This window comes from Leifsonia sp. EB34 (assembly GCF_041260585.1).
Taxonomy (GTDB): domain Bacteria; phylum Actinomycetota; class Actinomycetes; order Actinomycetales; family Microbacteriaceae; genus Leifsonia.
Genome location: NZ_JBGCCV010000002.1, coordinates 1,124,042 through 1,146,148 on the forward strand (window position 1 = coordinate 1,124,042; position 22,107 = coordinate 1,146,148).

At 69.3% G+C, this 22,107-nt stretch carries 18 protein-coding genes; 12 read left to right on the plus strand and 6 right to left on the minus strand.

Going from position 1 to position 22,107, the window contains the following annotated elements; all coding sequences use genetic code 11:
• Window positions 1-14: 14 nt before the first annotated feature.
• On the minus strand, window positions 15-860 hold the full coding sequence (locus tag ABIA36_RS14865) for a Sir2 family NAD-dependent protein deacetylase (protein ID WP_369963287.1): 846 nt from the start codon (window positions 858-860) through the stop codon (window positions 15-17).
• A gap of 81 nt (window positions 861-941) precedes the next feature.
• Here ABIA36_RS14865 and ABIA36_RS14870 point away from each other — a divergent pair, with 81 nt between their 5' ends.
• The 7 genes from ABIA36_RS14870 to ABIA36_RS14900 all read left to right on the plus strand — a co-directional run bounded on the left by ABIA36_RS14870 (window position 942) and on the right by ABIA36_RS14900 (window position 10,685).
• Entirely contained in the window at window positions 942-1,757 is an 816-nt protein-coding gene (locus ABIA36_RS14870; protein WP_369963288.1) for a TrmH family RNA methyltransferase, read from the plus strand.
• Entirely contained in the window at window positions 1,754-2,287 is a 534-nt protein-coding gene (locus ABIA36_RS14875) for an AAA family ATPase (RefSeq protein WP_369963289.1), read from the plus strand. The genes ABIA36_RS14870 and ABIA36_RS14875 overlap by 4 nt, the downstream gene beginning before the upstream one ends.
• Before the next feature lie 79 nt (window positions 2,288-2,366).
• Window positions 2,367-3,626 (plus strand): D-alanyl-D-alanine carboxypeptidase family protein, encoded by a 1,260-nt coding sequence (locus tag ABIA36_RS14880; protein WP_369963290.1) that lies wholly within the window; start codon window positions 2,367-2,369, stop codon window positions 3,624-3,626.
• Between the two features lie 237 nt (window positions 3,627-3,863).
• Window positions 3,864-4,673 carry an acyltransferase family protein gene (locus tag ABIA36_RS14885; RefSeq protein ID WP_369963291.1) on the plus strand — a complete coding sequence of 270 codons (810 nt, stop codon included), beginning with the start codon at window positions 3,864-3,866 and terminating at the stop codon, window positions 4,671-4,673.
• Window positions 4,667-6,013 carry an acyltransferase family protein gene (locus ABIA36_RS14890; RefSeq protein WP_369963292.1) on the plus strand — a complete coding sequence of 449 codons (1,347 nt, stop codon included), beginning with the start codon at window positions 4,667-4,669 and terminating at the stop codon, window positions 6,011-6,013. Before ABIA36_RS14885 ends, ABIA36_RS14890 begins: the two co-directional genes overlap by 7 nt.
• 269 nt (window positions 6,014-6,282) lie before the next feature.
• Window positions 6,283-8,487 carry an acyltransferase family protein gene (locus ABIA36_RS14895; RefSeq protein WP_369963293.1) on the plus strand — a complete coding sequence of 735 codons (2,205 nt, stop codon included), beginning with the start codon at window positions 6,283-6,285 and terminating at the stop codon, window positions 8,485-8,487.
• Entirely contained in the window at window positions 8,484-10,685 is a 2,202-nt protein-coding gene (locus ABIA36_RS14900) for an acyltransferase family protein (RefSeq protein WP_369963294.1), read from the plus strand. The genes ABIA36_RS14895 and ABIA36_RS14900 overlap by 4 nt, the downstream gene beginning before the upstream one ends.
• 11 nt (window positions 10,686-10,696) lie before the next feature.
• On the opposite strand, the gene ABIA36_RS14905 is transcribed toward ABIA36_RS14900, so the two are convergent.
• Window positions 10,697-11,491 carry an SGNH/GDSL hydrolase family protein gene (locus ABIA36_RS14905; RefSeq protein ID WP_369963295.1) on the minus strand — a complete coding sequence of 265 codons (795 nt, stop codon included), beginning with the start codon at window positions 11,489-11,491 and terminating at the stop codon, window positions 10,697-10,699.
• 107 nt (window positions 11,492-11,598) lie between these two features.
• Between ABIA36_RS14905 and ABIA36_RS14910 the strand changes: the two genes are divergently transcribed.
• On the plus strand, window positions 11,599-13,446 hold the full coding sequence (locus ABIA36_RS14910) for a DEAD/DEAH box helicase (RefSeq protein WP_369963297.1): 1,848 nt from the start codon (window positions 11,599-11,601) through the stop codon (window positions 13,444-13,446).
• A 25-nt stretch (window positions 13,447-13,471) separates the two neighbouring features.
• On the opposite strand, the gene gdhA is transcribed toward ABIA36_RS14910, so the two are convergent.
• Window positions 13,472-14,821 carry an NADP-specific glutamate dehydrogenase gene (gene gdhA / locus ABIA36_RS14915; protein WP_369963298.1) on the minus strand — a complete coding sequence of 450 codons (1,350 nt, stop codon included), beginning with the start codon at window positions 14,819-14,821 and terminating at the stop codon, window positions 13,472-13,474.
• 99 nt (window positions 14,822-14,920) lie between these two features.
• On the opposite strand from gdhA, the gene ABIA36_RS14920 reads away from it, so the two are divergent.
• The 3 genes from ABIA36_RS14920 to ABIA36_RS14930 all read left to right on the plus strand — a co-directional run bounded on the left by ABIA36_RS14920 (window position 14,921) and on the right by ABIA36_RS14930 (window position 17,119).
• Window positions 14,921-15,475, plus strand: a complete 555-nt coding sequence (locus tag ABIA36_RS14920) for a DUF2127 domain-containing protein (protein ID WP_369963299.1) — start codon at window positions 14,921-14,923, stop codon at window positions 15,473-15,475.
• Between the two features lie 110 nt (window positions 15,476-15,585).
• Complete coding sequence (locus tag ABIA36_RS14925; protein ID WP_369963300.1) at window positions 15,586-16,308, plus strand: VIT family protein; 723 nt, start codon at window positions 15,586-15,588, stop codon at window positions 16,306-16,308.
• 31 nt (window positions 16,309-16,339) lie between these two features.
• Complete coding sequence (locus ABIA36_RS14930; RefSeq protein ID WP_369963301.1) at window positions 16,340-17,119, plus strand: AMP nucleosidase; 780 nt, start codon at window positions 16,340-16,342, stop codon at window positions 17,117-17,119.
• Between the two features lie 21 nt (window positions 17,120-17,140).
• On the opposite strand, the gene ABIA36_RS14935 is transcribed toward ABIA36_RS14930, so the two are convergent.
• From ABIA36_RS14935 to ABIA36_RS14945, 3 genes are all read right to left on the minus strand, one after another.
• Window positions 17,141-18,529 carry an NAD(P)/FAD-dependent oxidoreductase gene (locus tag ABIA36_RS14935; RefSeq protein ID WP_369963302.1) on the minus strand — a complete coding sequence of 463 codons (1,389 nt, stop codon included), beginning with the start codon at window positions 18,527-18,529 and terminating at the stop codon, window positions 17,141-17,143.
• A gap of 83 nt (window positions 18,530-18,612) precedes the next feature.
• Window positions 18,613-20,028, minus strand: a complete 1,416-nt coding sequence (locus ABIA36_RS14940) for an aspartate aminotransferase family protein (protein WP_369963303.1) — start codon at window positions 20,026-20,028, stop codon at window positions 18,613-18,615.
• A 2-nt stretch (window positions 20,029-20,030) separates the two neighbouring features.
• Window positions 20,031-20,513, minus strand: coding sequence for an Lrp/AsnC family transcriptional regulator (locus tag ABIA36_RS14945; RefSeq protein WP_369963304.1), 483 nt, complete (start codon window positions 20,511-20,513; stop codon window positions 20,031-20,033).
• An 89-nt stretch (window positions 20,514-20,602) separates the two neighbouring features.
• Between ABIA36_RS14945 and ABIA36_RS14950 the strand changes: the two genes are divergently transcribed.
• A complete protein-coding gene (locus ABIA36_RS14950; RefSeq protein ID WP_369963305.1) occupies window positions 20,603-22,060 on the plus strand; it encodes a gamma-aminobutyraldehyde dehydrogenase in 1,458 nt (485 codons plus the stop codon).
• The last annotated feature ends 47 nt before the right edge of the window (window positions 22,061-22,107 follow it).

Consider the following 22,107-nt stretch of genomic DNA (forward strand, 5'->3'; position numbering starts at 1 on the left):
AGGACGCGCGGCGGTCAGGTGAGCCGGCGTGCCAGCTCGACCAGGGTCTCCGTGGTCCCGCCATCCAGCTTAACGGTGGCCCGCGCGTCGCCCTTGGTCTCGCCCCGGTTGACGATGACGATCGGGAGGCGCTTGCGTCGCGCCTCCTCCAGGAGCCGGATGCCGGAGTTGACCACGAGCGACGAGCCCGCGATGACCAGCGCGTCGGCCGTGCGCACGAGGGAGCTGGCCTCCCGGTACTTCTCGGCGGGGATGAACTCCCCGAAGAACACCACGTCGGGCTTCAGGTGCCCGCCGCAGACCGTGCAGTCCGGGACGACGAAGGAGTCGACATCGGTCACGATCGCGTCGCCGTCCGGTGCGATCTCCACGGCGCCCTCGGTCTCCAGCCACGGGTTCGCCGCGTCGATGCCGGCGGTGATCGCCTCGCGCGCGAAGATCTGCCCGCAGACCAGGCAGACGACCCGGTCCATCGAGCCGTGCAGGTCGACCACGCGGCGGCTGCCCGCCTGCTTGTGGAGGCCGTCCACGTTCTGCGTGATGACGCCGTTCGTCGCGCCCGCGACCTCCAGGGCGGCGAGCGCGCGGTGACCGTCGTTCGGGTGGGCTGCCGCGAACCGGCGGTAGCCGAGGTGGCTGCCGGCCCAGTACCGCTTGCGATACCGGTCGTCGGCGAGGAACTGCTGGAAGGTCATCGGCGTGCGCTTCGGCGCGCCCTCGCCGCGGTAGTCCGGGATGCCCGAGTCCGTCGACACACCGGCGCCGGTCAGCACCGCGAAGGTCCGCCCGGCGAGCAGAGCCTCGACCTCGTCGATGCCGCGCAAGAGCTCGGGTGAGAGCTCGGTCGTCAGCGTGGTCACAGGCACCTCCCGGTCGGTCCTCCCCGAAGTCTAAACCGGCCGCTTTTCGAGTTTGTTTCCGGCTACTGGCAATCTGGACGAGTGCAGATCCAACGCGTGACCGACCTGACCGCCGACGGCCTCGCCGACTACTCCCGCCTGACGGACGTCGCGCTACGGCGCGTGACCGAGCCGGAGGGCGGCCTCTACATCGCCGAGTCGACCAAGGTCATCACGCGCGCGCTCGCCGCCGGCCACCGGCCGCGGTCGGTGCTGCTGCAGGAGCAGTGGCTGGACGATGTGGCGCCGCTGCTGGCCGACTTCCCCGACGTGCCGGTGTTCGTGGGGGAGTCCGCGGTGCTGGAGCAGCTCACCGGGTACCACCTCCATCGCGGTGCGCTGGCGGCGATGCACCGGCCGGAGCTGCCGGACCCGCGTGCGCTGCTCGCGGGAGCGCGACGGGTGGTCGTGCTGGAGGACATCGTCGATCATACGAACGTGGGGGCGATCTTCCGGAGCGTGGCCGGCCTCGGCGCCGACGCGGTGCTGGTCAGCCCGCGCTGTGCGGACCCGCTCTACCGCCGCAGCGTGCGGGTGAGCATGGGAACCGTCCTCCAGGTGCCGTGGACGCGCCTCCCGGAGTGGGACGACGCGGCGCCGCTGCTGCATGAGGCCGGCTTCGAGATCGCGGCTCTCGCCCTCGCGGACCATGCGGTCGGACTGGACGAGTACGCCGCCCGCGCCCCGGAGCGCGCGGCGCTCGTATTCGGCGCGGAGGGCGACGGACTCAGCCGGCGGGCGCTGGCGGCGGCGGACACCGTGGTGACCATCCCGATGCTGCACGGGGTGGACTCGTTGAACGTGGCGTCCGCGAGCGCGGTGGTGCTGTGGGCGATGCGGGTGGAGGCGCCCGCATGATCGTCTGGCTGAACGGCACGCACGGCGTCGGGAAGACGACGACGAGCGTGCTCGTGCAGCGGCGGATCCCGGGCTCCCGCATCTTCGACGCGGAGAAGGTCGGCGAGGTCCTGATGGACGTGACGCCAGGCCTGCCCGCGACGGACAACTTCCAGCACTGGCCGATCTGGCGTCCGCTGGTGGTGGAGACCGCGCGGCGCCTGATCGGATACGTCGGCGGGACGCTGATCGTGCCGATGACGGTACTGGTGGAGGACTACTGGCGTGAGATCGAGTCGGGTCTCGCCGGCCACGGGATTCCGGTCCGGCACGTCATCCTCCACGCGGAGGAGGAGGTACTGGTCAGCAGGATCGATGGTGACGAGGACCTCGGACCGTCGGTGTTCCGGCACGCGTACGTCGAACCGTACGCGGCCGCGGCCCGTACGTGGCTTCACGACGCGGGCGAGGTCGTCGACACCACCTGGCTGACCCCGGACCAGGTGGCGGACCATGTCGTCCGCGCCCTTCCGTGCGGCGCGGCCCGCTGACTTCTCGCCCCCGAGCGTCGTTCGGCGCCCGGGGCGCGTTCTCAGCGGATGCCTCAGTCCGTCCCCCTAGAATCCGAAGGTGCCTCAGCAAGTCCTCGCCGATCCGCCGCGCAGTGTGAACCGCAAGCAGGTGTACCGCCGCCGCCGGATCGTCGTTTTCGGGATCGGGGGCGTGCTGCTGCTCGCCCTGCTCTACGTGTTCGGCTCGATCATCACGCCGGTGCCGGCCACCGCCGCGGTGACGCAGCACGAGACGTCGCTGACGCAGGCCGCGGCCAAGCTCGACTGGCCGGGCTACGGGTCGGCCGCGATCACCGCCCCCGACTATCCCGGCGCCACCGAGTACCACGGCAGTGACGCCAGCATGCCGATCGCGAGCATGACCAAGACGATCACCGCGCTCGTCGTCCTCCAGGCCAAGCCGCTGGACGGCAACGCGGACGGGCCGACCCTCTCGTTCACGCAGAAGGACGTCGACATCTGGAACCAGGTGATCGCCGCGGGCGGGTCCTGGGCTCCGGTGAAGGCGGGCACGTCGATGACGGAGAAGCAGGCGCTCACCGCGATGCTCCTGCCGTCGGCCAACAACTACGCCATCTCGCTCGTGAACTGGGCCTACGGCTCCACCTCCGCCTACCTCAAGGCGGCGAACAGCTGGCTCGCGTCGAAGGGCTTCACGGGCACCAAGGTCGTCACCCCGGACGGCCTCGACCCCGGCAACGTGAGCACCACCAAGGATCTGATCGGGATCGGCAAGCTCGTGCTCGCCTCCCCGGCGCTCTCCGCGATCGTCTCGCAGAAGTCGGCGACACTCCCCGGCGCCGGCGCGCAGGATAACACCAACGCGCTGCTGGGCGTGGACGGCGTGGACGGCATCAAGACCGGCAACACCGACCAGGCGGGATTCTGCCTGCTGTTCTCGGCCGAGGTTCCGGTCGGCACGGAGAAGGTGCGCGTGCTCGGCGTGGTGCTGGGCGCGGCCGACCACGACACGCTGTGGGCGGGCGTGAGCGGGCTGCTGACGAGCATGCAGGCGGGCTTCCACGAGGTGACGGCGGCGACGACCGGGCAGGTCTTCGGCTCCTACACGACCAAATGGGGAGCGGCCTCCAACGTGGTGGCGACCTCGGGCCAGAGCTTCGTCGTGTGGTCGGACACGCCGATCACCGTGGACCTGACGACGCAGCGACTGCAGTCGGGGTTCAAGGGCGACATCGTGGGGCACGTGACGTTCACGGTGAACGGGGCCGCCAAGACGGTGGACCTGGCGCTCGCGAAGGATGTGCCGGACCCGGGCTTCGGGTGGCGGCTGGCGCACCCTGGGGGGCTTGGGGTATAAAAGCCCGGGATTTCAAAGCTTGGATACTGAACCCATTTGAATATCAGAACGGGTGACTGATCGGGTGATCGCCGGTGCGGTTCGGCCCGTCCGCTCAGGACAGTGGGTCTGAAGGCTGTGCCGGCCTGCCTAGTGTGATGGGGCTCTTCCTGACCCTTCTGCTGAGGCCAGCCATCCATGACTTCCGACAACCAGTCGCCTTCGCGCGCGCGCTCCCGTGGCCGCCGCTCCGCCCCCATGACGACCCTTCGGGCGATCCCGCCCAGCGTAAAGCGTCTCGACCTTCAGGGACTGCGTGCCCTCGCGGTCGGCTTGGTCGTGCTCAACCACGCCTTCGAGTGGCCGGCGGCCGGGTTCGTCGGCGTTGACATCTTCTTCGTCATCTCCGGCTTCCTGATGACATCGGTGCTTCACCGCGAATACGAGCGCAGCGGGCGCATCCGCTTCCTCGCGTTCTATCGGCGTCGCATCCGGCGCCTGATCCCGGCGTCCGTCGCAGTGCTCGCCGCCACCGTGCTCGGGGCCTGGGCGCTGTTCAGTTCCGGCCGGTTCACGGCGACCGTCTGGGACGCGCTCGCATCGTTGTTCTTCGTCTCCAATTGGCGGTTCGCCGCGGCACAGACCGACTATTTCGCGCAGGGAGCCCAGACTTCCCCGTTGCAGCACTACTGGTCGCTCAGCCTGGAAGAGCAGTACTACCTGATTTGGCCACTCGCGATACTTCTCATCGCGCTGCTCGTCGCACGCGGACGTCGGCCGCGCGTGCTCGCCGCCGCGATCACGTTCGCGATCACAGTCGCCCTCTTCGTCCTTTCTCTGCACCTCACGCACGCCGACAGCGCGAGCGCCTACTTCATCACGCCTTCCCGGCTCTGGGAACTCTCGGTCGGCGCGACCGTGGCGTTGTGCATGCCGTGGTTTTCACGCCTGCCCTCGGCGTTCCGTCCTGTCATCGCGCTTCTCGCCCTCGCCGGCATGGTCCTGGGCGGCGCGGTCACGCCGTCCGGCCAGGGCTTCCCCGCACCGTGGGCGGCGCTTGCGTGCTGAGCACGGCCGCGTTCATCGCCTTCCCCTGGCAGCCGAAGAGGTCGTGGCTCAATCCGCTGGACAACCCTGTCCTGAGCTACATCGGGGACGTCTCGTATTCGCTCTACCTCTGGCACTTCCCGGCGCTCATCCTCGCGGCAGAGCTGGCCCGCGGGACCTCGGTCTCCGGCACCGCGATCCCCGCGCTCGAATCGATCGCGCTCTCGGTCGTGCTGGCGGCATTGTCCTACGGTTTCATCGAGGAGCCTGTTCGCCGTTCGTCGTGGTTGGAGCCACGGAAGAAGAAAAGGACGCGCGGAGCGCCGGGCGCGCGAGCCAGAGGGGTGACCCTCGGAGCGGTAGCGGTGGCCACCGTAGGGGCCGTGGTTCTCGCGTTCACGGTGGATCGGAACTCGTCGACGTTCCAAGAGTCTGCGCAGAAGACAGCGGCAACGGAGACGGCGGCTCCGGAGACGGGGTACGTGCTGGACGGCGGCACCGATCGAACTGCGCTCGACGCGGTCTCGACCGCCATCACGACGGCTCTTGGAGCGAAGAGCTGGCCCGAGCTCACCCCGAGCATGGACAGCGTCGTCGAGCACTACCTGTTCGAGCCGGCCGTGAACGCGTGCGCGAGCTCGAACTATCCGGGAGTCGACAAGTGCACCTGGGGCGACCCGAACGCCCCGCACTCAGTGGCACTGGTGGGCGATTCGATGTCGATCGCCTATGTGGCGATGATCCGTGCCCTCGCGGAGGGATCGGGCGGCCAACTCAAAGTCACATCGCTCGGACTCTACAGTTGCCCCTTCGTCGACCTCCACACGAACAGTCCGAATCCCCAGCACGAGGCCGCGTGCCCCGGGCGCAAAGAGCTCGCGATCTCGACTCTGGCCGAGAAGCGACCGGAGATCGTCTTCATAGCGAACGGACCGGCTGCCGATATCGACCTCGAGACCGGGAAGAAGATCACGCCCGCGGAGTACCAACAGGGTCTCAAGCGGTATCTCGAAAGGATCACACCCGACATCGGAAAGGTCGTCCTTCTTGCGCCGCCTCCGGCCCAGAAGGATGTGCGGGAGTGCTATTCGCCTCGGAGCGCGCCCGCCGATTGCGTGACTTCCGTGCTGGCGAGCTGGAAGAAGTACACCACGTCGGCCGAGCAGACTCTCACAGAAACCGGCGGACAGTTCGTCGACACCAAGGAGCTGTTCTGTGTCTCCAACAAATGCCCGGCCTTCGTCGACGGCATACCGGTCAAGTTCGACATGACCCACATCACCGAGGAGTACGCGCGGTACATCGCCCCGGCATTCGTCGCTCTCCTCGCCGAGTCGGGCGTGAGTCTCGGCGGGACGTAGCCGGTGGGATCAGTCCGCCCTCTCCACCTCGATGCCGGACCCGGCGCGGCGCTCGGGTGGCGGTCGGCTCATCCGGAGGGACCGGGGATCTGAGCCCCGGTTTTCGACCGGGGACGGCCGCTCGGGTGAGGTGTGGGGTGAGGTGCGGGGTGCGGTGCGTCCCGCGATCCCCGCGCGCGTGCGGCTTCCGGCTGGATCGCGAAGGTGTCGCGTCGTCGGCGCCCTTAGCGTGTTGAGGTTCACCCACATCCGCTGAGGCCCCACATCACATGACGTCTGACACCCAGCCCCTCACGCGCGCCGAAGCCCGTGGCCGCCGCTCCTCCACCACGACGAGACGACCTGCGCCCCCTCCTACCGTCAAGCGACTCGACCTGCAGGGCCTGCGCGCCCTCGCGGTCGGCCTCGTCGTGCTCAACCACGCCTTCGAGTGGCCCGCGGGCGGTTTCGTCGGCGTCGACATCTTCTTCGTCATCTCCGGCTTCCTGATGACGTCGCTGCTGTACCGGGAGTACGAGCGCTCCGGCACGATCCGGTTCTTCGCGTTCTACCGCCGCCGCATCCGCCGGCTGATCCCGGCCTCCGCGACGGTGATCGCGGTGACCGTCGCGGGAGCGTTCGCGCTGTTCGGCCCCGGACGATTCCTTTCGACAGTGTGGGACGGCGTCGCGGCGCTGTTCTTCGTGTCCAACTGGCGATTCGCGGCCGTGTCGACGGACTACTTCGCCCAGGGAGCGCAGACGTCGCCGCTGCAGCACTACTGGTCGCTCAGCCTCGAGGAGCAGTACTACCTGGTCTGGCCGGTCGCGGTCCTGGTGCTGGGGCTGATCGTGGCGGGGCGCAACCGGCCGCGGGTCCTGGCCGCGTCGCTGTGCGCCGTCATCACGGCAGGCCTCTTCCTCGTGGGGCTCCAGCTCACGCAGGCCGACAGCGCCACGGCGTACTTCATCACGCCGGCGCGGCTGTGGGAGCTCTCGGTCGGCTCGACGGTGGCGCTCTGCATGCCGCTGTTCGACCGCCTGCCTGCGGTGTGGCGGCCGGCCATCATGCTGTCGTCGCTGGCCGGGATGATCGTCGCGGCCGTCATCACGCCCTCGGGGGCGGGCTTCCCGGCACCCTGGGCACTCGTTGCGGTGGTGAGCGCGGCGGTGTTCATCGCGTTCCCGTGGCAGCCGCGTCTCGCGTGGCTGAACCCGCTCGCCAACCCGGTGCTCACGCACGTCGGGGACATCTCGTACTCGCTGTACCTGTGGCACTTCCCGGCGCTCATCCTCATCACGGAGGCGTTCCGGGGGCTGCCGGGGGATAAGACGCCGGTGCCGGCGGTGGTGTCGATCGTGGTTGCGTTCGGTTTGTCGGAGCTCTCGTACCGGTATGTCGAGGAGACGGTGCGGAAGTCGATGTGGTTGGAGCCGAAGAAAGGGCGGCGCCGTACGGCGATTCCGCGGGTCCAGGCACTTGTGCTCAGTTCCGTAGCGGTCGTCGCGATCGGCGCCATCGCGTTGGCCTTCGTCGTCGACGACCGAAGTCGGATAGGCGGGGACACGCCGTCCGCCGCACCCGCGCCGCCGGATGCCACCGCTCAGCCAGGAGGGTCCGAGGCGTTGGCGACGCTCAAGAGTCAGCTGACCGAGGCGTTGGGCGCCACGAGCTGGCCGGAGACGAATCCGGCGATCGACAGCATCGTCGCGAAGTACGAGCGCGACTCCGAGACGAACGACTGCTCGAATCAGGTGTATCCCGGCGTCGACAAATGCACCTGGGGTGCTGCGGACGCGCCGCATTCGGTGGCAATCGCCGGAGACTCGACGGCTGTTGCTTATGTGCCGTGGTTGCGAGCTCTGGCCGAGGCCTCGAACGGACAGGTGAAGGTCACCGCGCTGGGAATGTACAGCTGCCCGTTCATCGACCTTCAGACCGTCATGGGCATCCCATCCTTCGCGGCGGCATGCCCGATCCGGCGAGCGGAAGCCCTCACGAACATCGAGGAGCTCAAACCGTCCGTGCTCATCATCACCAACAGCTACCTCACGCAGACACATCCTGGTAGTGGAGCACCGATCTCGCTCACGGAGTACGGCGCTGCGTTGAAGAGCTACCTGGGGAAGGTGTCGCCCAACGTCGGAGCAGTGGCGCTCGTGGCGCCGCCGCCCGCGGACAAAGACATCCGGGAGTGCTACTCGCCGCGAACGAGCCCGAAGGAGTGCATTTCGCGGGTCACTGAGACCTGGAAGAAGCGAGCCTCGGCCGAGGCCGATTGGGCTACGAGCGTGCCGAACGGGCAGTGGATCGACACCCGTTCACTCTTCTGCGTCCAGAACAGTTGCCCGGCGTTCGCGGCAGGAATCCCCACCAAGTTCGATCAGGTCCACCTCACCGAGGAGTACTCACGTCATATCGGGACGGGAATGGTCGCTCTCCTCGCGGAGAAGGGCATCAGCCTCACCGGCGAAGCAGCGCCGGGCACGGAATGACGAACACGACGGAGGGAACAGCCACCCGACGGCCGAATCCGGAAGCGCGCCGTGCGGGCGGGACCCCATCCGACGCTCGCAATGCCTCACCGGTCCCAGAACGAACGAAGCTGCGCCTCGACCTCCAGGGGTTGCGGGCTCTCGCGGTCGGACTCGTCGTGCTCAACCACGCGTTCGAGTGGCCGGCGGGCGGGTTCGTCGGCGTTGACATCTTCTTCGTCATCTCCGGCTTCCTGATGACGTCGGTCCTGCACCGCGAGTACGAGCGCAGCGGGCGCATCCGATTCCTCGCGTTCTATCGGCGTCGCATCCGGCGCCTGATCCCGGCGTCCGTCGCGGTGCTCGCGGCCACCGTGTTCGGGGCGTGGGCGCTGTTCGGTTCCGGCCGGTTCATGGCGACCGTCTGGGACGCGCTCGCGTCGTTGTTCTTCGTGTCGAACTGGCGCTTCGCGGCAGCGCAGACGGACTACTTCGCCCAGGGTGCGCAGACCTCGCCGTTGCAGCACTACTGGTCGCTCAGCCTGGAAGAGCAGTACTACCTCGTCTGGCCACTCGCGATACTGCTCATCGCGCTGCTCGTCGCACGCGGGCAGCGGCCGCGCGTGTTCGCCGCTCTGATCACCTTCGGGATCACGGTCGCCCTGTTCCTGCTGGCGCTGCAGCTGACGCAGGCCGACAGCGCCACGGCGTACTTCATCACTCCTGCGCGACTCTGGGAGCTCTCGGTGGGCGCCACCGTAGCCCTCTGCATGCCCTGGTTCTCGAGACTGCCGTCGGCATTCCGGCCCGCGATCGCGCTGCTCGCGCTGGCCGGCATGATCGCGGCGAGCGCGATCACCCCATCGGGCCAGGGGTTCCCTGCACCCTGGGCGGCGCTGGCTGTGCTCAGCGCTGCGGCGTTCATCGCCTTCCCCTGGCAGCCGAAGAGGTCGTGGCTCAATCCGCTGGACAACCCTGTCCTGAGCTACATCGGAGACATCTCGTACTCCCTGTACCTGTGGCATTTTCCGGCGCTCATCCTCGTGACCGAGCTCGCCCGGGGGACGTCGAGCTACGGCACACTGATCCCCGCACTTGAATCGATCGCGCTCTCCCTCGTGTTTGCGGCGTTGTCCTACCGCTTCATCGAGGAGCCGGTGCGTCGCTCCTCGTGGCTGGAACCGAAGAAGAGGAAGCGGCGGCGCAAGGCAGAGCGCGGACGGCGGTTGGGCGTGCTGGCGCTTTCGTCAGTGTCCGTCGTCGTCATCGGCGTCCTCGTCGTCGCCTTCACCGTAGACCGTGGGGCGCGGAATGCTCCAGCCGAATCGGCGACGCCGCCGACGGTGTCGGACGCCCCGACAGGCGAGACTGCGGTCGCCGCGCTCGGCTCGCAGCTCGCAGAGGCGCTGGCAGTCACGAGCTGGCCCGAACTCACTCCATCGATGGACGCGATCCTCGCGGGTTACAAGCAGGATGCTGAAGTGACGGCATGCGGTGTCCCTCCGTATCCCGGGATCGACCGATGCACGTGGGGCCCAGCCGACGCTCGGACCTCGGTCGCCATCGTCGGCGACTCCACATCGATGGCATACGTCGCGATGCTGCGTGCCGTCGCCGACTCATCGAACGGTCAGATCAGAGTGACATCGCTGGGGATGTTCGGCTGCCCGTTCGTCGACATCGAGACAGCGAACAGTGCGGCCAACGTTCAGCAGGCATGTCCCGGGCATAAGACCCAGGCGGTCGAGGACATCAAGAGCCTCAAACCGGACGTTCTGTTGATCACGAACACCTACACTCCGTACAAGACGGTCGGCGGAGACCCGATCAGTCAGGATGCCTACAGCGCCGGAATGCGGTCATTGCTCGAGCAGATCGAGCCGAGTGTCGGGAGACTCGCGATGCTCGCGCCACCGCCTGCGGACAAGGATGTGCGCGAGTGCTTCTCGCCGCGGAGCACTCCGAAGGACTGTGTGTCGACGGTCCAGAAGTTCTGGACGCAGCGGGCAGTAGTGGAAGACAAGCTGGCTCACGAATTCAATGGGGTGTGGTTCGACTCTCGGCCCATGTTCTGCGTCGGTTCGAAGTGCCCCGCGTTTGCCGCCGGCATTCCGGTGAAATTCGACCTCGTGCACGTCACAGAGGAATACGCGCGGCACATCGCACCAGCCTTCGTCGCGCTCCTGTCCGAGACCGGTGTGAATCTGACGGGCGGGTGACCGGCGCCTCCTCAGTCCCTCTCCACCTCGATCCGGAACGGCCCCGCCTGGGGCCGCTTCGGCAGCACATGGTCCCCGGACGACTGGTGCCGGATGCGGCGCACCACCCACGGCACCAGGTACTCGCGCGCCCAGGACAGGTCTTCCGCGCGGGCCTGCCGCCACGTCCGCACCGGCAGGGGCTCGGGCTCCAGCGGCTGGAGGTCGTTCTCCACATTGAGGGCCGCCAGGACCATGCGGGCGACCGTGTGGTGGCCGAGCGGGGCGAGGTGGAGGCGGTCCGGCGCCCACATGCGCACATCCTGGATCTCGGTCAGCGACCACTGGTCGGCCACGATCGCGTCGTACTTCGCGGCGACCGCGCGGACGTTCTCGTTGTAGATCGCGACCTTGCCGCGGATGCCGCGGAACACTGGTGAGAAGCCCACATCCACCCCGGTGAAGACGACCACCGTCGCTCCGTCGGCGCTCAGGCGGCCGACCGCCTCGTCGAACAGGGCGGCGATCACATCGGGGTCGGTGCCGGGGCGGATGACGTCGTTGCCGCCGGCCGAGATGGTGATGAGGTCGGGGTGCAGTGCAACCGCGGGCTCGACCTGCTCGTCCAGGATCTGCTTGATCAGCTTGCCGCGGACGGCCAGGTTGGCGTAGGCGAAGTCGTCCGTCTTGCTGCTCAGCACCTCCGCCACGCGGTCGGCCCAGCCGCGGTGGCCGCCCGGGCTGCGCGGCTCCGGGTCGCCGATGCCCTCGGTGAACGAGTCGCCGAGCGCGACGTAGCGGGACCACGGATGCTGAGCTTCGACCATCCCACCATTCTGCCTCCCGCCGACGACCCGACGACGATTGTCAGGAGGCTCCGGTAGATTCGATCCAAGTGGAGACGACAGCAGCACCCTCGCCCGATGAGCCCGGGATGAGCGCTGGCGTACCCACCTTCGGGCCAGGAAGCACAGTCGGCGACGACACCGGCAGCGAACTCACGATCGGCGCCCACGCGGGCAGCTTCGCCGCAGAGCACCTGTCCCCGTCCTTCCCCGAGCGCGCCGCTTGGGGCACCGCGGGCAAGCTGCGCGCGTGGCAGGCGGAGGCGCTGGACGCCTACTTCGTCAACGAGCCGCGCGACTTCCTCGCGGCCGCGACGCCCGGCGCCGGTAAGACCACGTTCGCCCTCCGGCTGGCCACCGAGCTGCTGTCCCGGCGCGTGATCGAGCGGGTCACCGTCGTCGCGCCGACTGAGCACCTCAAGCGGCAGTGGGCGGAGGCGGCGGCGCGGGTGGGCCTGCACCTCGACCCCGACTTCCGCAACGCGGACGGGCGCTACGCGCGGCACTACAAGGGCGCGGCGGTCACCTACGCCCAGGTCGCGATGCGGCCGAGCCTGCACAAGGACATCACCGAGTCGTACCGCACGCTCGTCATCCTGGACGAGGTGCACCACGGCGGCGACGCGCTGTCCTGGGGCGACGGCATCCGGGACGCGTTCGAGCGGGCGACCCGGCGGCTGTCGCTGACGGGTACGCCGTTCCGGTCCGACACGGCGCCGATCCCGTTCGTGTCCTACCTGCCCGACCGGCAGGGCATCCGCACCTCGGTCACCGACTACAACTACGGCTACGGCCGCGCGCTCAGCGACGGCGTCGTGCGCCCGGTGATCTTCATGGTCTACGCCGGGCAGATGCGCTGGCGCACCAAGACCGGCGACGAGATGGAGGCGCGGCTCGGCGAGGGCAACACCAAGGACATCACCTCGCAGGCCTGGCGCACGGCGCTCGACCCGCGGGGCGAGTGGATCCCGGCGGTGCTGACCGCCGCCGACCGCCGGCTCACCGAGGTGCGCAACTCCATCCCGGACGCCGGCGGCCTGGTGATCGCGACCGACCACTACGCGGCCCGCGCCTACGCCGACCTCCTGCAGCAGATCAGCGGGGAGCCGGTCACCGTGGTGCTCTCGGACGAGAAGGAGGCGAGCGACCGGATCGCCGACTTCGCCGCGAGCGACTCGCGGTGGATGGTCGCGGTGCGGATGGTGTCGGAGGGCGTGGACGTCCCGCGGCTGGCGGTCGGCGTCTACGCGACCAGCGCCTCCACTCCGCTGTTCTTCGCGCAGGCGATCGGGCGCTTCGTGCGCGCGCGGCGTCGCGGCGAGACGGCGTCGGTGTTCCTGCCGAACGTTCCGACCCTGATGGCGCTCGCGAACGCGCTGGAGCTGGAGCGCGACCACGCGCTCGACCGGCCGTCGGCTGAGGGGGGCGAGGGCGACCTCTGGAACCCGGAGGACGCCCTGGTCGCCGACGCCAACAAGGAGGGCCGGGCGTCGGAGGCGCTGACCGAGCAGTTCGCGTTCGAGGCGCTCGGGTCGGAGGCGAACTTCGACCGGGTGGTCTACGACGGGCGCGAGTTCGGCGGGTTCGCGGTGCCAGGCACGGACGAGGAGCTCGACTTCATCGGGCTCCCCGGCATCCTGGAGCCCGACCAGGTGCACGACCTCCTGATGCAGCGCCAGCAGCGGCAGGCGCGGCGGCACGCGTCCCGGCCTGCCGCCGCCGACGGGCATCCGCCCGCGCCGCTGCACCGCACGCTGAAGGAGCAGCGGCAGCTCCTCAACAGCCTGGTCGGCCTCTACTCGAAGAACTCGGGGGAGCCGCACGGCCTCATCCATGCCGAGCTGCGCCGGGTGTGCGGTGGGCCGGCGGTGGCGCAGGCGAGCGTGACGCAGCTCCAGGCGCGCATCGAATGGCTGCGGAAGCGGATCGGGCGGTAGCGGCGCACGGCCGCCACCGCCGGCGTCAGATCACCCCGAGTGCCAGCATCGCGTCCGCGACCCGGACGAACCCGGCGACGTTCGCGCCCAGCACGTAGTCGCCCGGGGCGCCGTACCGCTCGGCGGTCTCGGCGCAGCGGTCGTGGATGCCGGTCATGATGTCGTCGAGCCGCTGCTCGGCGTACTCGAAGGTCCAGGCGTCCCGCGACGCGTTCTGCTGCATCTCCAGCGCGGAGGTCGCCACCCCGCCGGCGTTCGCCGCCTTGCCGGGGGCGAACAGCACGTCCGCCGCGCGCAGCACCTGCACAGCCTCCGGCGTGCACGGCATGTTGGCGCCCTCCACGACGGCCGCGACGCCGTTGCCCGCGAGCGTGGCGGCGGCGGTCGCGTCCAGTTCGTTCTGCGTGGCGCAGGGGATCGCGACGTCGATCGGGGTCTCCGCCGCGAGCGCCCAGATGTCGCCGTTCGCGCGGTACTCCGCGGACGGGCGTCGGGCGGCGTACTCGGACAGTCGGGCGCGCTCGACCTCCTTGAGCTGACGGAGCAGCTCGAAGTCGATCCCGTCGCGGTCGTAGACAACGCCGGAGGAGTCGGAGCATGCCACGACCGTGCCGCCGAGCTGGTGCACCTTCTGGATGGCGTACAGCGCGACGTTGCCCGAGCCGGAGACGAGCACCCGTGCGCCGTCGAAGGAGCGCCCGCGGGTCGCCAGCATCCGCTGCGCGAACACGACGGCCCCGAACCCGGTGGCCTCGGTGCGGACCAGCGAGCCGCCCCAGCCGACGCCCTTGCCGGTCAGCACGCCGGACTCGTAGCGGTTGGTGATGCGCTTGTACTGGCCGAACAGGTAGCCGATCTCGCGGGCGCCGACGCCGATGTCGCCCGCGGGCACGTCGGTGTACTCGCCGAGGTGGCGGTACAGCTCGGTCATGAAGGACTGGCAGAAGCGCATCACCTCGGCGTCGGAGCGGCCCTTCGGGTCGAAGTCGCTGCCGCCCTTGCCGCCGCCGATCGGCAGGCCCGTGAGGGCGTTCTTGAAGATCTGCTCGAAGCCGAGGAACTTCACCGTGCCGAGCGTGACCGACGGGTGGAAGCGCAGCCCGCCCTTGTACGGGCCGAGCGCGGAGTTGAACTCCACCCGGAAGCCCCGGTTGACCCGGATGGTGCCCTCGTCGTCCGTCCACGGCACCCGGAAGATGAGCTGGCGCTCCGGCTCGGTGATCCGCTCCAGCACGGCCGCCCGGGCGTAGTGCGGGTTGGCTTCGATGACCGGTCCCAGCGAGCCGAGCACTTCGCGTGCCGCCTGATGGAATTCGGGCTCGCCGGCGTTGCGCCGGAGGACGTCGTCCAGGAGGGAGGAGAGCACAGGAGTCACACGGAGGCCTTTCTCGAAACGTAAGATTTCTGAGTCTACTCTCATGAAACTCGTGGCCTTCGCCCTGAGGACGGCCGCGCGCGGTGGTTCGATGGGTGGATGAGCACGGAGCGCGACGCCGAGCATGGCGTGATCGACCGCCGGGAACGGCGCGTGGAGGTCCTCTTCCGCGTCACCCTGGTGCTGAAGGGCCTGGACGGCGTGCTCGAGCTGATCGGCGGCGTCCTGCTGCTCTTCCTGACGCCGCAGCGGCTGAACGCGGTCGTGGTCTTCCTCACCCAGCACGAGCTGGGCGACGACCCGAACGACCCGGTCTCCAACTGGATCGTCCACTTCGGCCACACCCTCACCGGCTCGGCGACGCTCTTCGGCGCGGTCTACCTGCTGCTGCACGGCGTGGTGAAGGTCGTCCTCGTCTGGGCGGTGCTGAAGGAGCAGCTCTGGGCGTACCCGTGGATGATCGGTTTCCTCGCCGTCTTCATCGGCTGGCAGGGCTGGGAGCTCCTGAGGCACTTCTCCTGGGGGCTGGTCGCGCTGACCGTGTTCGACGCGCTGATCCTGGTGCTCACCGTGCACGAGTACCGCGTGCAGCGCCGGCTGCGGGAGGCCAGGCGCGCGGAAGCGGCCCAGGGCGCCCAGGCTGCCGCGGGCTAGGCAGACGGCCGCGGGGTAGGCCAGGCCGCCGGGGGGTAGGCCAGGCCGCCGCGGGTTAGGTTCGGCTGCGCTTGCTGGAATCTCGTGCCCGACGTTCCTAGGCTTGCGCTATGACCGCGGAGACTGTGAACGGAAAGCACCCCGACGAGCCGCACCGCGAGGGGCTCTCGCAACGACTCAATTGGCTGAGGGCCGGCGTGCTCGGCGCCAACGACGGCATCGTGTCCGTCGCCGCCGTCGTCGTCGGTGTCGCGGGGGCCACGTCCTCCGTCCCGGCCATCCTCACCGCCGGCCTGGCCGCCCTGGTCGGTGGCGCGGTCTCGATGGCGCTCGGCGAGTACGTCTCGGTGAGCAGCCAGCGCGACAGCGAGCACGCGCTCATCGCCAAGGAGCGCAAGGAGCTGGCCGAGATGCCGGACGAGGAGCTCGCCGAGCTGGCCGGGCTCTACGAGGCGCAGGGCCTGAAGCCGGAGACCGCGCGCCAGGTGGCGCTGGAGCTCACCGAGCACGACGCGCTCCGGGCTCACCTTTCGGCCGAGCTGGGCATCGACCCGGACGATGTGGTCAGCCCGTGGCACGCCGCGATCGCCTCGGCCGTCTCCTTCACCATCGGTGGCATCCTGCCGTTGCTGACCATCCTGACGGCGGCGGCGATCCGCATCCCGCTCACGTTCGTGATCGTGCTGATCGCGCTGGCCGCCACCGGCTACGTCGCGGCGTGGATCGGCGGAGCCTCGCGCGGCAAGGCGATGATCCGTGTCGTCATCGGCGGCGCGCTGGCACTGGCGGCGACGTTCGCGATCGGCGCGCTGCTCGGCACGACGGTAGGCTGACGCCCACGAGGCGGCCGACAGTGGGGGAGCGATGAAGGAGAAGCAGGAGATCGTCCGGGACTGGCTGCCCCGCTACACCGGGACGCCGCTGGAGGAGTTCGGCGACCACATCCTGCTGACCAACTTCGGCGACTACGTCTACCGCTTCGCCGAGTGGTACGGGGCCGAGGTCCGCGGCGCCGACCGCTCGATGCCGAACGCGACCGCCGACGGCATCACCATGATCAACTTCGGCATGGGCAGCCCCAACGCGGCGACCATCATGGACCTGCTGAGCGCGGTGAGTCCGAAGGCGGCGCTCTTCCTCGGCAAGTGCGGCGGGGTGAAGAAGAAGAACCAGCTCGGCGACCTGGTGCTGCCGATCGCGGCCATCCGCGGCGAGGGCACGTCGAACGATTACCTGCCGCCGGAGGTCCCGGCGCTGCCGGCGTTCCAGCTCCAGCGCGGTGTCTCCACCACGGTCCGCGACTTCGGCCACGACTACTGGACGGGCACCGTCTACACGACCAACCGCCGGGTGTGGGAGCACGACGACACGTTCAAGACCTACCTGCGCCAGACCCGGTGCATGGCGGTCGACATGGAGACCGCGACCATCTTCGCGGCCGGGTTCGCCAACCACATCCCGAGCGGCGCGCTGCTGCTGGTGTCGGATCAGCCGATGGTCCCTGAGGGCGTCAAGACCGCCGAGAGCGACCGCAGCGTCACGGCGCAGTTCGTGGAGCGGCACATCCGGATCGGGGTGGAGTCACTGCGGCTGGTGCGGCGGAACGGGCGCAGCGTCCGGCACCTGCGGTTCGAGGATGCGTGACCCCTCCTCGACTGCGGGAGGTCAGTTCCCGGTGAGCGGGGCCATCGCGCGGGCGATCAGGGAGCGATGCCCCGTCGCCCGCTCCTCCAGGTCGGCGCCCTCCATCGCGGCCAAGCCCGCGTTCGCCCCGAGGAACCGCAGTGGCTCCGGCTCCCAGCGCGGTGAGCGGTGGCCGACCCACGGGAGGGCGGTCAGCTCCGTGCGCCGGTCCACGATGAGGTCCGCCAGCGTCCGTCCGGCCAGGTTGGTCGTGCTCAGCCCGTCGCCGACGTAGCCGCCGGCCCACGCCTCCCGCGCGCCGCGGTCGATCCCGACGGCGGCGTGCCAGTCGCGCGGCACGCCGAGCGGGCCGCCCCAGTGGTGCGTGATCCGCACGCCGGCGACGGCCGGGAACAGCTCGCCGAGCGTGCGCACGAGGTGGTCGCGGACCCGCGGGGAGCGGTCGTAGGAGGAGTGGATGGCGCTGCCCAGGTGGTAGCGGGCGCCGCGGCCGCCGAAGGCGATCCGGTTGTCGGCGGTGCGCTGGCCGTAGACGATCAGGTGGCGGAAGTCGGCGAAGGTCTGGCCGTGCTCGATGCCGATGCGGTCCCACACCGCGTCCGACAGTGGCTCGGTCGCGATCATCAGCGAGTAGAGGGGGAGGATGCTGCGCCCGACCTGGGGGAGCTGCGAGCCGTAGCCTTCGGTGGCGTTCACCACCGTGCCCGCCGTCACCGTCCGCTCGACATCGCCGACGCGGACGCTCACGACGCCGTCCGCCCAGCCGACGACCTCCGTCCCTTCCGCGATGGTGGCCCCGCGGCGCTCGACCGCCCGGGCGAGGCCCCGCACGAGCTTGGCGGGGTGGACGCGCGCGCACGCGGGGGTGATCGTCGCGGCGACGGCGTCCGGCACCCCGTAGCGGGCCTGGACGGTCTCGGTGCCGGCGAGCGACACCCGGTCGACGCCGAACTCCTCCGACTCGGCGAACTCGGCCCGCGCGGCAGAGAGCTGCACCCGGTCGCGGGCGAACGTCACCGTCCCACCGCGGACGAAGTCGCAGTCGATGTCCTCGGCGGCGGCCACCCGGCCCACCTCGTCCACCGTGTCGACCATGGCCTGCCGCTGGGCGACCGCGGCGTCGCGGCCGTAGCGGGCGGCGAGCGCGGAGGCCGACCACGGGAACAGCGCGGAGCACCAGCCGCCGTTGCGGCCGGACGCGCCGAAGCCGGCGACCTCCCGCTCCAGCAGCAGGATCCTGAGGCTCGGGTCGAGTTCCTGCAGGTAGTAGGCGGTCCAGAGCCCGGTGAGGCCCGCGCCGACGATCGCCACGTCCACGGTGGCGTCCTCGGCCAGCGCGGGGCGCGGCCGGAAGCCGTCCTCGGCCTCGGCGATCGAGTCGAACCAGAAGCCGACACTGCGGTAGTCCACGTCACTCCATTCACGTCGTCGTGCGGAAACGGAACGAGCCCGCGCCCCCGGCGGGATGCGCGGACTCGTCCGGTGGTGCGTTGTTACAGGTGGTTGCTCGCCTCGGTGAGCACCGACTCCAGGATCTGGCGGATCTCGACGAACTCGTCCGGGCCGATGGTGAGCGGCGGGGCGAGCTGGACGACGGGGTCGCCGCGGTCGTCGGCGCGGCAGTAGAGGCCCGCGTCGTAAAGCGCCTTGGAGAGGAAGCCGCGCAGCAGGCGCTCCGACTCGTCGTCGTTGAAGGTCTCCTTGGTCGACTTGTCCTTCACCAGCTCGATGCCGAAGAAGTAGCCGTCGCCGCGCACGTCGCCGACGATCGGGAGGTCGAGGAGCTTCTCCAGCTCGGCGCGGAACAGCGGCGAGTTCTCGCGGACGCGCTCGTTGAGACGCTCCTCCTCGAAGATGTCCAGGTTCGCCAGCGCCACCGCGGAGGACACCGGGTGACCGCCGAACGTGTAGCCGTGGTAGAACGACGTGTTGCCGTGCTTGAAGGGCTCGTAGATCCGGTCGCTGATGATGGTCGCGCCGATGGGGGAGTACCCGGAGGTCATGCCCTTGGCGCAGGTGATCATGTCGGGCACGTAGCCGTACTGGTCGCAGGCGAACATGTGGCCGATGCGGCCGAAGGCGCAGATGACCTCGTCGCTGACCATGAGCACGTCGTACTTGTCGCAGATCTCGCGCACCCGCTGGAAGTAGCCGGGAGGCGGCGGGAAGCAGCCGCCGGAGTTCTGCACCGGCTCCAGGAAGATCGCGGCGACGGTCTCGGGACCCTCGAACTGGATCATCTCCTCGATGCGGTTCGCGGCCCACACTCCGAACGCCTCGACGTCGTCGGTCGGTGCGCCCATCTCGCCCGCGCGGTAGAAGTTCGTGTTCGGAACGCGGAACCCGCCGGGGGTCAGCGGCTCGAACATCTCCTTCATGGCCGGGATGCCGGTGATGGCGAGCGCGCCCTGCGGGGTGCCGTGGTAGGCGACGGCGCGGGAGAGCACCTTGTGCTTGGTGGGGCGGCCCTGCAGCTTCCAGTAGTACTTGGCCAGCTTGAAGGCGGTCTCGACGGCTTCGCCGCCGCCGGTGGAGAAGAAGACGCGGTTCAGGTCGCCTGGCGCGTAGTGCGCGAGACGGTCGGCGAGCTCGATCGCGTTCGGGTGGGCGTAGGACCAGATCGGGAAGAAGGCGAGCTGCTCGGCCTGCTTGGCGGCCACCTCGGCGAGGCGCTTGCGGCCGTGGCCGGCGTTCACGACGAACAGGCCCGACAGGCCGTCGATGTAGCGCTTGCCGTGGTCGTCCCAGATGTGGTGGCCCTGGCCGCGCGTGATGATGGGGACGCCGTGGCCCTCCTCCATCACCGACTGGCGTGCGAAGTGCATCCAGAGGTGGTCGCGTGCCTTCGCCTGCAGGTCGGCCTCATCGGGCGTGATGGGCTCGCCGAACGTTTCAACGGTTGTCGTCATGGTTATCGCGTTCCCCAGTTGTAGAACTGTTTGTGGAGTTTGAGGTACACGAACGTCTCGGTGGAGAGCACTCCCTCGAGGGTCCGGATCTCGGAGTTGAGCATCGTGATGAGGTCGAGGTCGTTCTCGCACACGACCTCCGCGAGGATGTCGTACGTGCCCGCCGTGAGGACCACGTAGTCCACGGCCGGCATGGCGGCGAGCTTGTCCGCGATCACCAGCGTGTCGCCGCTGACGCGCACGCCGATCATCGCCTGGCGGTAGAACCCGAGCTGCATAGGATCGGTCACCGCCACGATCTGCATCACACCCGACTCGGTCAGCTTCTGCACGCGCTGGCGCACGGCCGCCTCGCTGAGACCGACGGCCTTGCCGATCTCCGCATAGGACTTGCGGCCGTCCACCTGCAACTGCTCGATGATCGCCTTGGAGACCTCATCGATGGTCGCAGCCTTCGTGCCGTTCGTTGCCCGAGGGGTACTCATGGAGCGATTCTGTCAGTGGCGAGACGGTCTAGCAAGCGAATCCGCACATTCCTGCCCGATTGACTGACGAAATCAGTAGACTCCCGGCCATGAGTTCACCGCTGAGCGCCACAACGACACCCGAACTGCAGAACTTCGTCGCCGGAACGCGCACCGCCGCGCGCGGGAGCGACAGCATCGACCTGATCGACCCGGCGACCGAGGAGGTCTACGCCACCGCGCCCGTCTCGACGGCGGAGGACGTCGCCGACGCCTACCGGGCGGCGGAGGCGGCCTTCGAGGTCTGGGGCAACACGACCCCCGGCGAGCGCCAGCTCGCGCTGTTCCGCATCGCCGACGCGATGGAGGCGCGCGCCGAGGAGTTCGCCGACGCCGAGTCGCAGGACACCGGCAAGCCGCGCGGCACGCTGGTCGAGGACGAGATCCTGCTGTCCGTCGACCAGATCCGGTTCTTCGCCGGGGCCGCGCGCAACCTGGAGGGCCGCTCGGCCGGCGAATACATGCCCGACCACACCTCGATGATCCGCCGCGAACCGATCGGCGTCGTCGGCCAGGTGACGCCGTGGAACTACCCGCTGAACATGGCGGTGTGGAAGTTCGCGCCGGCCCTCGCCGCCGGCAACACCACCGTGCTCAAGCCGTCCGACACGACGCCGCTGTCGACGCTGCTGCTGGCGGAGGTCGCCAGCGAGTTCCTGCCGGCCGGCGTGCTCAACGTCGTGCTGGGCGACCGGAGCACGGGAGCGGCGATGATCGACCACCCGACGCCGCAGCTCGTGTCGATCACCGGCTCGGTGCGTGCGGGCATGGAGGTCGCCCGCGCGGCGTCGTACGACCTCAAGCGCGTGCACCTCGAGCTCGGCGGCAAGGCCCCGGTGATCGTGTTCGACGACGCCGACATCCAGAAGGCGGTCGAGGGGATCGTTGCGGCCGGCTACTTCAACGCCGGCCAGGACTGCACGGCCGCGACGCGCCTCCTGGTGCAGGAGGGCGTGCACGACGAGTTCGTCGCCGCGCTCGCCCAGTACGCGCGCGAGAACGCCCGCACCGGCGCGCCGCGCGAGGACGGCATCCTGTACGGCCCGCTCAACAACGCCAACCAGCTCGCGCAGGTGAGCGGCTTCGTCGACCGGCTGCCCGACCACGCCAACGTCGAGCTCGGCGGCCGTCGCCAGGGCGACCGCGGCTACTTCTGGGAGGCCACGATCGTCTCGGGCCTGCGCCAGGACGACGACGCCGTGCAGAACGAGATATTCGGGCCCGTGCAGACCGTGCAGAAGTTCACCGACGAGGCGGAGGCCCTGCGCTGGGCGAACGGCGTCCGCTACGGACTCGCCTCCTCGGTGTGGACGAAGGACCACGGCCGCGCGATGCGCTTCGCGAAGGGACTCGACTTCGGCTGCGTGTGGATCAACACCCACATCCCGATCGTGGCCGAGATGCCGCACGGCGGGTTCAAGCACTCCGGCTACGGCAAGGACCTGTCGATGTACGGGTTCGAGGACTACACGCGCATCAAGCACGTCATGTCGTACATCGGGGAGTAGCACGACACTCCGTCGGGGGTGAAACATCCTGTCCTATAGGTATTCGC

Excerpts from the sequence above, each read along its gene's own strand:
- ABIA36_RS14940 (WP_369963303.1), bottom strand. The coding sequence starts at position 20,028 with ATGACGACAACCGTTGAAACGTTCGGCGAGCCCATCACGCCCGATGAG.
- ABIA36_RS14895 (WP_369963293.1), top strand. The coding sequence starts at position 6,283 with ATGACGTCTGACACCCAGCCCCTCACGCGCGCCGAAGCCCGTGGCCGC.
- ABIA36_RS14950 (WP_369963305.1), top strand. The coding sequence starts at position 20,603 with ATGAGTTCACCGCTGAGCGCCACAACGACACCCGAACTGCAGAACTTC.
- ABIA36_RS14875 (WP_369963289.1), top strand. The coding sequence starts at position 1,754 with ATGATCGTCTGGCTGAACGGCACGCACGGCGTCGGGAAGACGACGACG.
- ABIA36_RS14920 (WP_369963299.1), top strand. The coding sequence starts at position 14,921 with ATGAGCACGGAGCGCGACGCCGAGCATGGCGTGATCGACCGCCGGGAA.
- ABIA36_RS14900 (WP_369963294.1), top strand. The coding sequence starts at position 8,484 with ATGACGAACACGACGGAGGGAACAGCCACCCGACGGCCGAATCCGGAA.
- ABIA36_RS14905 (WP_369963295.1), bottom strand. The coding sequence starts at position 11,491 with ATGGTCGAAGCTCAGCATCCGTGGTCCCGCTACGTCGCGCTCGGCGAC.
- ABIA36_RS14925 (WP_369963300.1), top strand. The coding sequence starts at position 15,586 with ATGACCGCGGAGACTGTGAACGGAAAGCACCCCGACGAGCCGCACCGC.
- ABIA36_RS14885 (WP_369963291.1), top strand. The coding sequence starts at position 3,864 with ATGACGACCCTTCGGGCGATCCCGCCCAGCGTAAAGCGTCTCGACCTT.
- ABIA36_RS14910 (WP_369963297.1), top strand. The coding sequence starts at position 11,599 with ATGAGCGCTGGCGTACCCACCTTCGGGCCAGGAAGCACAGTCGGCGAC.
- ABIA36_RS14930 (WP_369963301.1), top strand. The coding sequence starts at position 16,340 with ATGAAGGAGAAGCAGGAGATCGTCCGGGACTGGCTGCCCCGCTACACC.
- ABIA36_RS14945 (WP_369963304.1), bottom strand. The coding sequence starts at position 20,513 with ATGAGTACCCCTCGGGCAACGAACGGCACGAAGGCTGCGACCATCGAT.